Origin of the sequence: Streptomyces milbemycinicus, from assembly GCF_002154605.1 — a bacterium.
Taxonomy (GTDB): Bacteria; Actinomycetota; Actinomycetes; order Streptomycetales; family Streptomycetaceae; genus Streptomyces; species Streptomyces milbemycinicus.
Genome location: NZ_MUNE01000765.1, coordinates 1 through 9,794 on the forward strand (window position 1 = coordinate 1; position 9,794 = coordinate 9,794).

Sequence of the window (9,794 nt, forward strand, 5' to 3'; positions counted from 1 at the left end):
TCGAGCTGCCCGCGTACGCGGCCGTGAACTGTGACCCACGCCATGGGAACTCGTCCGCGTCGCCGGACAAGTAATCGGCGTGAAGTCGAAATTCACGCCGTCTATCGGAATTGGATCCTGACGAATTCATGCGATCGCTCATGACCGGCCGACCGGCCCGCACCCGGCCGGACGACCAGCCGCGCGAAGCCGCCGCGCCGCCCGCGCCCGACGCACCGCCGGTCGCGCTGCCGGACGCCCCGCGCGGCGTCCGCGCCCGGGCCGCCGCGCTCGCCGCCCTGGTCACGGTGGCCGCCTTGTGCCTCGGCGACGCCGTGGCCCGCAGCTACCCGTTCGGGTTCAGAACCCGCAGCGTGAACGACCTGGGCAATCAGTTCGTGCCCTTCCACGCCCATCTGTGGGACCTGCTGCACGGCCGCGGGGACGGCGGCCTGTTCCTCAACTGGCAGTCCGGCTACGGCGCCGGCTTCCTGCCCGACCTGGGCACCTACCTCGGCAGCCCGTTCGCACTGCTCGTCGCCCTCTTCCCGCGCGACCGGATCGACCTCGCGGTGTACGTCATCACGCTGCTGAAGATGGCCACGGCCGGTGCGGTGATGACCCAACTGCTGCTGACCCTGCGCCCCGGCCGGTGGTGGGCGGCCGGGGCGCTCGGCGCCTCGTACGCGCTGTGCGGCTGGTCCGTGGCCGAGGCCTCGTACAACCCCATGTGGCTGGACGGGCTGATCGCGCTGCCGCTGCTGTGCCTGGTCGGTCTCTGGGTCCTGGCGGGGCGGCGCTTCGTCGTGGGCGCGCTGCTGGTCGCGCTCATGTGGATCGCCAACTTCTACACCGCGTACATGGCCACCCTCGGCGCCGTACTGCTGCTGCTCACCCGGCTGCTGGTGGACGCCCCCACCGGCGTCCCCCTGCGGCAGCGGCTCGCTCGCCTGTGGCGGCCCGTGGCCCGGCTGGCGGGCGTCCTGGCGCTTGGCGTGGGCCTCGCGGCGCCCATGGTCTCGGTCATCTACTTCGGCACCAAACACGCCTACCCGGGCCGGGTCATGGAGTTCAACCCCAAGCCCTGGACGGACGTCCTGGCCCGGCTGCTGCCGGGCACGTACAACTTCAGCAGCCCGGCCGTCTACGTCGACACGGTGGCGCTGCTGCTCGCCCTGACGCTGCCGTTCAACCCGGCGGTCCCCAAGCGGCTGCGAAGCGGCTGGACGCTGCTGGTCGCGGCGGTGGCGCTGTCCTTCCAGTGGGCGCCCACCCAACTGGCCTGGCACGCGTTCAGCGTCCCCAACGGCAGCCAGTACCGGGAGACCTTCGTACTGTGCGGGCTGCTGGTGACCGCCGCCTGGCTCTCCTTCGCCCATGGCACACCGGGCCGGCGCCCGCTGCTGGCCGCGGGCGGGCTGCTGGCGGTGATCGCGGCGGGCGCGTCCCGCGCCACCGAACTGATGCGCCCCTGGACCTATCCGCTCCTGCTGGCCGGGCTCGCCGCCGTCGCGGTCGCCCTCCTGCTGGCCCGGTACGCCCGGCGGCACCACCGCCCGCTGCTCGCCGCCCACGCCGTCGTCCTGCTGATCGGCGCCCAGGTGGGCCAGTCCGCGGCCACCATGGCCGTCGCCGACCGGCTGCGGCTGGGGCACCTGGACGACTACGCGCCCTGGGGTGAGCGCCAGCAGAAGCAGCAGCGGTTGATCGCGGACGTGGACGGCTGGCCCCGATACCGTACGGATCCGGGCCGCGAGCAGACCGTCGGCAATGACCCGCTGCTGGTCGGCGGGCAGGGTGCGCAGTACTACAGCAGCCTCACCGCCGATGTGTTCAGCCGCACTCTCACCGCCCTCGGCGGCGGCTGGTACTCGCGCGGCCGGTCTGTACAGAGCCTGGACAACCCGGTCACCGATGCGATCTTCTCGGTCGGCGCCCGCGTCCACTCCCCGCCCGATCCGCACCGGGACCCGAACGCGACGATCGATGTCGAGCCGTATGTCACCCGCACGTCCGTACCGCCCCTGGTCACCGTCCGGCCGGCCGTCAAGAAGGCGCCCGCGTTCGGCCCCTCGCCGTTCCGTAACCAGGAACTGCTGCTCGGGGCCCGGGTGTACACCATGGCCGACAAGATCGCGATACGCGGCGCGGACGGCCGCCCGGCCGCCCGCACCCCCGAACACGGCTACCGACTGCCCCCTGGCCCCACCAAGCACTCCCGCCCGAAGGCGCTGCTGACCGCCACCTGCCCGGGCGGCTCCCAGGTGTTCCTGTGGGCGCCGCACTACTGGGGCACCGCCGCGCTGCGCGGCGCCGACCGGCCCCCGGTCGGGTTCCGGGGCGACAACCCGGTCACCAAGATCGCCCCCATGCAGCCGCTGGGGAAGGCCCCGGCCTCCGGACGCGTCGAGGTGGATCTGACCATCCAGAAGGGCGGCACCGTCCCCGCCGATTCCGTCGGCTGCCTGGACACCGGACGGCTGCGCACGGCTGTCGACCGGCTCCGGTCCCACGGCGCCACCTCCGTCCATGTTTCCAACAGCGTTACCGACACCGGCATCCGGGCCGAACTGCCCGCCGGCTCCCGCGGCCTCGCGGTGGTCGCCGTCCCGCGGATCGCGGGCTGGCAGTGCGCCGCGGGCGACGGCGGGCACCGCCCGGCCGACAGCTATCTCGGCCTGATCGCCGTGGAGCTCGACGGCTCCGCCACCTCCATCGACTGCCGCTTCCGCCCTCCCGGCCTGCGCCTCGGCTCCGCCGTGGGAGCCGCCGCACTGCTGGTCCTGACCCTGCCGGTCGCCTACCGGCTGCTGCGCAACCGACGGGAGAGCCGCCATGCCCATCACTGACGCCCGCGAATTCCGCACGGGGGAGACCATGCTCATTTCCATCGTCGTACCCTGCTACAACGAAGAAGCCGTGATCGATCGTTTTCATGAACACCTCACACGAGAACTCAGGGCGATCGACCACGACTGTGAATTCGTTTATGTGGATGATGGCAGCAAGGACCGTACGCTTTCACTGCTGAAAAACCTGGCCGAAACCGATCCCCGGGTCCGCTACGTTTCCTTCAGCCGCAATTTCGGCAAGGAAGCGGCGATGCTGGCCGGGCTGCGATACGCCTCCGGCGACGCCGTCGTCATCATGGACGCCGATCTGCAGCACCCCCCGGAACTGGTCAAGCGCATGGTGGAGCTGCACGCCCAGGGCCATGACCAGGTCATCGCCAAGCGCACCCGCGACGGCGACCGGGTCACCCGGGTCCTCACCGCCCGCGCCTACTACCGGCTCATCAACCGCTTCGTCGATGTGGAGCTGGTCGACGGCGTCGGCGACTTCAGGCTGCTGTCCCGGCGCGCGGTGGACGCCGTGCTGGGGCTGACCGAGTACAACCGCTTCTCCAAGGGGCTGTTCGCCTGGGTGGGCTTCCCAAGCGTGACCTTCGAGTACGAGAACGCCGTACGCGAGGAGGGCCGCAGCAAGTGGACCTTCGGCCAGCTGCTCAACTACGGGGCCGACGGGCTGATCTCGTTCAACAACAAGCCGCTGCGCGCCGCGGTCTACCTCGGCCTGCTGCTGCTGTCGGTGGCCGCGCTGTACGCGGCGTGGATCGTGGGCAGCGCGGCGGTCAACGGGGTCGACACCCCCGGCTATGTCACCCTCCTCGTCGTCATCACCGCGCTGGCCGGCGTCCAGATGGTCATGGTCGGGGTGATCGGCGAGTACATCGGCCGTATCTACTATGAGGTCAAGCGGCGCCCCCACTTCCTGGTGCAGTCCACCAACGCCGTCCCCGCCGCCGCCCCGCTCAAGGACCAACTGAAGGACCAGCTGAAGGATTTCGTCCGGTGACTTCTCCTGCCAGGCCCGCGCGCTCGGCGATGCTCGGCCAAGTGGTCAGATTCGGCCTGGTGGGCGTCGTCAACACCGCCACCTACTACGGCATGTACCTGTTGTTCCTGCGCTGGCTGCCCTACCTCGTGGCCCATGTCGCCGCCTTCGCCCTCAGCACCGTCGGCTCATTCCTGCTCAACTGCTGGTTCACCTACCGCACCCGCCCCACCTGGCGGAAGTTCCTGCTCTTCCCCCTGACCACGGCCGCCAACTTCGTCATCACCACCGGCGGGGTCTACGTCCTCGTCGACCTTCTGCACACCGGGGACCGGGCGGCCCCGCTGATGGCCGCCGCGGTGGCCGTGCCGATCACCTTTGTCCTCTCCCGGACGATCATGCTCGGGCCCACCTCCGGGGGGTCAGCCGAGCTGCCGGTCGGAGAAGAGCCGCGCGTGTACGAGATCCGCGTGTACGGCTGCGCGGACAGCGGAGAGGCCATCGCGCTGCAAGATCCGATCGCCCGCCTGCTATGTCCTGAGGAATGGCACGACGGGCCGTGCGACGTCCCCTGGGGCTTCACCCTCGACGGTGACCGGCGGGCCGACGGCGACGAGGCCACGGTGCTGGTGCTCGGCGTCCACACCTCCGGTGCGCGCGCGGCGGAGGTGGCCGACCAGGTGCGCGCCGCCATCGGCGAGAGGGGCCCGGTCGAGCTGGGGGAGGGCGACCCCGACCGGTTCGAGACGCTGGTGGAGCAGTACCGGATCGAGAGCGGGGCCCGCGGGGTCTGAGGCCCGGTGCGCCCGACCGGGTCAGCCGGTCGGGCCCGCGTCACGGACCAGCAGGGCGGCCTGGACCCGGTTCGAGCAGCCCAGCTTGGCCAGCACCCGGCTCACATACGTCTTGATGGTCTTCTCGCTCATATGCAACTCCCGGCCGATCTCGGCATTGGACATGCCCTCGGCCACCAGGCGCAGCACCTGCGACTCGCGCTCGGTGAGCGCCGTCAGCCGCTCCGCGGCCTCCCGGCGGCGCCGGGCCGCGACCGGGGTGATCAGGTTTAGCACCGGGCGGGTCACCGCCGGGGACAGATAGGCCTCGCCACCGTGTGCGGCGCGCACCGCGCGGATCAGCTCATCGGGCGTGCAGTTCTTCAGCACGAACCCCGCCGCCCCGCTCTGCAGCGCCTGGAGCACATTCGGCTCGGCACCGAACGCCGTCAGCACCACCGTGCGCAGCGCGGGCGCCTGCCGCCGCAGCTCCTCCAGCGCGCTCAGCCCGTCCAGCAGCGGCATGTTGATGTCGAGCAGGGCCACATCCACGCGGTGCGCGACCGCCTCGGACACGGCCGCCCGGCCGTGCTCCGCCACCGCGACCACCTCGATATCGGGCGCGGACTCCAGTACGGTGCGGATACCGGCCCTGATCAGCGGCTCGTCGTCGGCCACCAGCACCCTGATCACCTCAGCCCACCCCCAGCAGCATGCCGACCGGCAGCACCACGAACATCACGGCGGCGGTGGCGAATCCGAGCGCGACGGTGCGCAGGCCCCCGACCCCGGCGCCACCCTCATCGCCCTCAAGGTCGCGGTCGAGGGCCGAGACGGTGGCGGTGTCGGCGTCGGTGTCGGCGTCGGTGGCGGTGGCGGTGGCGGTGTCCGGGGCGGTCGGCACCATCGCCACCAGCCGGAAACCGCCGTCCGACAGCCGGTGGTCCACGAACCCGCCTACCTGCCGCATCCGTTCGTCCAGCCCCCGCAGCCCGTGTCCACCGCCCGCCTCGCCGAGCTCCCGCTCCCCGCCCGCGACCGGGTCGGCCACGGTCGTGACCGGGTTGACGAGGGTCGTGACCGGGTTGACCACGGTGATCAGCAGCGCGTCCGGCTCCCAGGTGACGGACACCGTCACCGGGCGGCCCGGGGCATGCTTGGCCGCGTTGGTCAGCCCCTCCTCGACCACCCGGTACACCGCCTCCCCGGCCGCCGGGGGCAGCGGGCGGGGCTTCCCGCCGCCGCGCCGCAGCGTCACCGGCACCCCGGCCGCCCGGAACTCCGCCACCACCTCGTCGATCGCCTCCGCCCCGGGCGCCCGGGCGGCTGTCTCATCCGTCCCGCGCAGCGCCCCGACCAGTTCGTGCAGCTCGTCCATGGCGCCGCGCGCCGTCCCGGCCAACTGCCGGACGGCCTCCCGCTGCGCCGCCGGCAGTTCGGCCACCTCCAGAGCCGCGGCCTGCACCGACACCAGGCTGAGCCGGTGGCCGAGGGAGTCGTGCATGTCCCGGGCGATCCGCAGCCGTTCCCGCAGCCGCTCCCGCTCGGCCAGCAGCTCCCGCTCCCGGCGCAGCCTCCGGTTGCGCCGGCCCAACTCCGCCACCAGCCGCCGATGCTGTGCCAGATAGCGGCCCACGAGCAGGGGCAGCGCCACGAACACCACAAAGATCGAGACCAGTTGCGGTACGGCGGGCGCGTCCACCGGCCGGACCAGGAGCCGTACCGCGAGCCAGCCGAGCACGGCACCCGCCACCTGGGCCGTGTCCCGCCCCGTCGGCGCGCGGGATCCGGCCCCGTAGCCGGCCCACAGCAGCAGCACGTACGAGCCTCCGGTCAGCGCGGCCAGCAGCAGGCCCGCCGTGAAGGCCGCCGCCGGGGCCCGCTCGCCCAGCACGACCACACCGGCCACGGCCGACGCGTACGCCACGGCGGCCCAGGGGAGCGGACCGCCGTGGTGCGCGGCCACGAACAGCGCGGTGTCCGCCACGACCACGGCGGCGGCCGGAAGACTTCGGCCCAGGGGCAGCAGGCTCATGGCAGCAGGTTAAAGCCTCAACAGCGGTGTCGACTTTGGTCCCGACGACGGGCGACTTTCGACCACTGCGCGGCACCGGGCCCGGTTCCTAGCGTGAGCGGCGTGATCGAAGTGCGCGACCTCAGCAAGAAGTACGGGACCACCACCGCGGTCGACCGGCTGTCCTTCACCGTGCGGCCAGGCCAGGTGACCGGGTTCCTCGGGCCGAACGGGGCGGGAAAGTCCACCACGATGCGGATGATGCTGGACCTCGACCGCCCCACCACGGGCCATGTCCTCATCGACGGCGAGCGCTATCGGCGCCTGTCCGATCCGCTGCGCCGGGTCGGGGCTCTGCTGGAGGCCAGGGCGGTGCACGGCGGCCGCAGCGTGTACGACACCCTGCGATGGCCGGCCCGCAGCAACCGCATCCCCGAGGCGCGGGTGCGCGAGGTGCTGGAGCTGGTCGGGCTGGCGGGCGTGGCCCACCAGCGGGCCAAGGGCCTCTCACTCGGCATGGCCCAGCGGCTCGGTATCGCCGCGGCGCTGCTCGGCGATCCGCCGGTGCTGCTGTTCGACGAACCGGTCAACGGCCTTGACCCCGAGGGGATCCTCTGGATCCGTAACCTGATGAAGGACCTGGCCGCGGAGGGCCGGACGGTGTTCGTCTCCAGCCATCTGATGAGCGAGATGGCGCTCACCGCGGAACACCTCATCGTCATCGGGCGCGGCAGGCTGCTCGCGGACACCACCGTAGCTGCGTTCATCGAGGCCAACTCCCGCTCCTGTGTGCTGATCCGCACGCCCGAGCCGGATCGGATGCGCGCCGCGCTGGCGGGCGTGGGCGTCCGGGTGGAGCGGGCGGCCGACGGGGCGCTGGAGGCGTACGGGACGCGGGCCGCGGCGGTCGGCGAGCTGGCGGCGGCCCAGGGTCTGACGGTGCACGAGGTGAGCACGCGGCAGGCCTCGCTCGAAGAGGCGTTCATGCGGCTCACAGGCGAGGCCGCCGAACACCGGGCGGGAGGTGCGCGATGAGGGACGCGGCCCGTGTGCGGGCGGCCTTCGCCGCCGAGTGGATCAAGATCCGTACCGTCCGGTCGACGCTGTGGACCCTGCTGCTGTCCCTCGTCGTCAGCGTCGGCCTCGGCATCCTCGTCGGCCACTCCATGAGCGCGAGCTTCGCCGGGATGGACCGGGAACGGCAGGAGAACTTCGACCCCGTCGAGGCGGGTTTCCTCGGCCTGACCGTCGGCCAGATCGCCCTCGTCGTGTTCGGTGTGCTGCAGATCGGCGCCGAGTACACCAGCGGCACCATCCGCGGCTCGCTTCTCGCGGTGCCGCGCCGGGGGGTGTTCTACGGGGCCAAGGTGGCGGCCACGATGCTGACCGCGCTGGTGTTCTCGCTGTTCACCGTCTACATCACCTTCTTCGCGGCGCAGTGGGCGCTCGGCCCGCAGGGCGTCTCCCTCGGCGACCCCGGCGTACTGCGCGCGACCCTCGGCGCCTGGGCGTATCTGACGCTGATGTGCGCGTTCTCGATCGGGGTGGCCGCGATGCTGCGCAGTACGGCGCTCACGCTCGGAATCATGATCCCGCTGCTCTTCCTCAACTCGCAGGGGCTCGGCAATGTGCCGAAGATCCGGACGGTCGCGCAGTTCCTGCCCGACCAGGCCGGGGCGGTGATGATGCGGGTGGTCACGGTGGACGAGTCGTTCATCACCCACCGGGACTTCGGCCCGGGGACCGCGCTGGTGATCCTGCTGGCCTGGACGGCGGCGGCGCTCGTCGGGGGCCTCATGGCGCTGCGCCGCCGCGACCCTTGATGCCCTTGATGCATATGATGTGCAAGTGCATAGTTACCGCATCAGGACGGCCACGCCCGAAGACCTCGACGGTGCCCGGAGCGTGATGCTCGACACCGTGTACCGGGACTTCGGCACGGGGTATGTGCCGCGCTGGCACGGCGACATCGTCGATCCGGAGCGCGCCTACCTCCGGTCCGCGCGGCATACCCTGCTCGTCGCCGTCGCCGTCGGCGAGGGCGACGGGCAGGTCGTCGCCACGGGCGCGCTCGACGCGCGGGGGCCCGCGCATCCGCCCAACCCCCGTGCGCTCGCCGAGCGTTACCCCTCGGGGCGGACCGCCCAGCTGCGCCGGGTGTACGTACGGCCCGAACACCGGCGGCGGGGGCTCGCCCGGCGGCTGGTGGGCCGGTTGCTGGACTTCGCGGCGGCGGACGGCGGCTATCGCGCGGTCTATCTGCACACCGACCCCGCCGTGCCCGGCGCCGAGGCCTTCTGGCGGTCCTTGGGGGAGGTGGTGTGCGACGAGCGGACGGCGCCCGGCGGCGGGCAGAGCGTCGTGCACTTCGAGGTGCCTTTGCGGGCGGTTCCTCATGGCGGAGCTAATGGAAATGATAATCATGTAGCCTGTGCGGCGTCCCGCTCGTAAAGCCCGCTCGTAGAACTCGTGGAGAACGAGGACCATGCGCTACGCCCGCCGCCGTCAGCTGGTCTCCGCCCTGCTGCTCGCCCCGCTGCTCTCCGGCTGCTTCGCCGCCGACGACAACTCCTCCCCGTCCGGCTCCGGAGCCGACACACGGCTGCGCGTCGCGTTCGCCTTCCCGCCCGCCGAGAACTTCTCGCCGTACGGCAGTGACGCCACCCTGCTCAGCCGGCTCGGTGTCGCCGAGGGGCTGACCCGGCTGGACGGCAACGGTGCCGCGTCCCCCGCGCTCGCCGAGTCATGGCGTCAGGAGAACGAGCACACCTGGCTGTTCACCCTGCGCGAGGCCCGGTTCCAGGACGGGACCGAACTCACCCCGGCCGCGGCCGCCACCGCCCTCACCCACGCCGCCCAGGCCGACCCGGCCCCCGCCGCGCTCTCCGGGGTGAAGCTCACCGCCGAACCCGCCGGGAAGCGGCAGGTCCGCGTCACCACCGCCGACCCCGACCCCGCGCTGCCGCTGCGGCTCTCCAGCCCGAGCCTGGCCGTGCTGTCCGCCAAGGCGTATCAGAAGAAGGGCACCGTCGACCCGGCCTCCGCCGCCACCGGGCCATTCGCGCTCGCCAAGGCCGGCGGCGGCAACCGGGCCACCCTGAACCGTTTCGACGACTACTGGGGCGGCCGGGCCCGGGCCTCCGGTATCGACGCGCGGTTCATCGCCGACGGCACGGCCCGCACCTTGGGGTCCT

The 9,794-nt window shown here is 72.1% G+C and carries 8 protein-coding genes and 1 pseudogene; 7 read left to right on the plus strand and 2 right to left on the minus strand.

The window, feature by feature from the left end; genetic code table 11:
- Nucleotides 1-140 precede the first annotated feature (140 nt).
- The 3 genes and pseudogenes from CCN51_RS45675 to CCN51_RS53900 form a co-directional block, all read left to right on the plus strand.
- On the plus strand, nucleotides 141-2,828 hold the full coding sequence (locus CCN51_RS45675) for a YfhO family protein (protein WP_014173625.1): 2,688 nt from the start codon (nucleotides 141-143) through the stop codon (nucleotides 2,826-2,828).
- 28 nt (nucleotides 2,829-2,856) lie between these two features.
- Nucleotides 2,857-3,834 carry a glycosyltransferase family 2 protein gene (locus CCN51_RS45680; RefSeq protein ID WP_043488887.1) on the plus strand — a complete coding sequence of 326 codons (978 nt, stop codon included), beginning with the start codon at nucleotides 2,857-2,859 and terminating at the stop codon, nucleotides 3,832-3,834.
- A 29-nt stretch (nucleotides 3,835-3,863) separates the two neighbouring features.
- Nucleotides 3,864-4,235: pseudogene (locus CCN51_RS53900) on the plus strand (GtrA family protein); the annotation flags it as partial.
- A gap of 393 nt (nucleotides 4,236-4,628) precedes the next feature.
- Here CCN51_RS53900 and CCN51_RS45690 read toward each other — a convergent pair.
- Together CCN51_RS45690 and CCN51_RS45695 are read right to left on the minus strand one after the other, a co-directional pair.
- Nucleotides 4,629-5,279 carry a response regulator gene (locus CCN51_RS45690; protein ID WP_043486144.1) on the minus strand — a complete coding sequence of 217 codons (651 nt, stop codon included), beginning with the start codon at nucleotides 5,277-5,279 and terminating at the stop codon, nucleotides 4,629-4,631.
- Between the two features lies 1 nt (nucleotide 5,280).
- Nucleotides 5,281-6,621 (minus strand): sensor histidine kinase, encoded by a 1,341-nt coding sequence (locus CCN51_RS45695; RefSeq protein WP_014173621.1) that lies wholly within the window; start codon nucleotides 6,619-6,621, stop codon nucleotides 5,281-5,283.
- A gap of 102 nt (nucleotides 6,622-6,723) precedes the next feature.
- Between CCN51_RS45695 and CCN51_RS45700 the strand changes: the two genes are divergently transcribed.
- From CCN51_RS45700 to CCN51_RS45715, 4 genes are all read left to right on the plus strand, one after another.
- A complete protein-coding gene (locus CCN51_RS45700) occupies nucleotides 6,724-7,635 on the plus strand; it encodes an ABC transporter ATP-binding protein (RefSeq protein WP_014173620.1) in 912 nt (303 codons plus the stop codon).
- Entirely contained in the window at nucleotides 7,632-8,423 is a 792-nt protein-coding gene (locus CCN51_RS45705) for an ABC transporter permease (protein WP_014173619.1), read from the plus strand. The genes CCN51_RS45700 and CCN51_RS45705 overlap by 4 nt, the downstream gene beginning before the upstream one ends.
- 25 nt (nucleotides 8,424-8,448) lie before the next feature.
- Nucleotides 8,449-9,051, plus strand: a complete 603-nt coding sequence (locus CCN51_RS45710; protein ID WP_078610317.1) for a GNAT family N-acetyltransferase — start codon at nucleotides 8,449-8,451, stop codon at nucleotides 9,049-9,051.
- A gap of 34 nt (nucleotides 9,052-9,085) precedes the next feature.
- Nucleotides 9,086-9,794: ABC transporter substrate-binding protein (locus CCN51_RS45715; protein WP_245881815.1), on the plus strand; the 709-nt coding region annotated here is incomplete at its 3' end.

What these genes read in the sequence shown, in the direction of transcription:
- CCN51_RS45675 (WP_014173625.1), top strand. Translation starts at nt 141, where the DNA reads ATGACCGGCCGACCGGCCCGCACCCGGCCGGACGACCAGCCGCGCGAA.
- CCN51_RS45695 (WP_014173621.1), bottom strand. Translation starts at nt 6,621, where the DNA reads ATGAGCCTGCTGCCCCTGGGCCGAAGTCTTCCGGCCGCCGCCGTGGTC.
- CCN51_RS45705 (WP_014173619.1), top strand. Translation starts at nt 7,632, where the DNA reads ATGAGGGACGCGGCCCGTGTGCGGGCGGCCTTCGCCGCCGAGTGGATC.
- CCN51_RS45680 (WP_043488887.1), top strand. Translation starts at nt 2,857, where the DNA reads ATGCTCATTTCCATCGTCGTACCCTGCTACAACGAAGAAGCCGTGATC.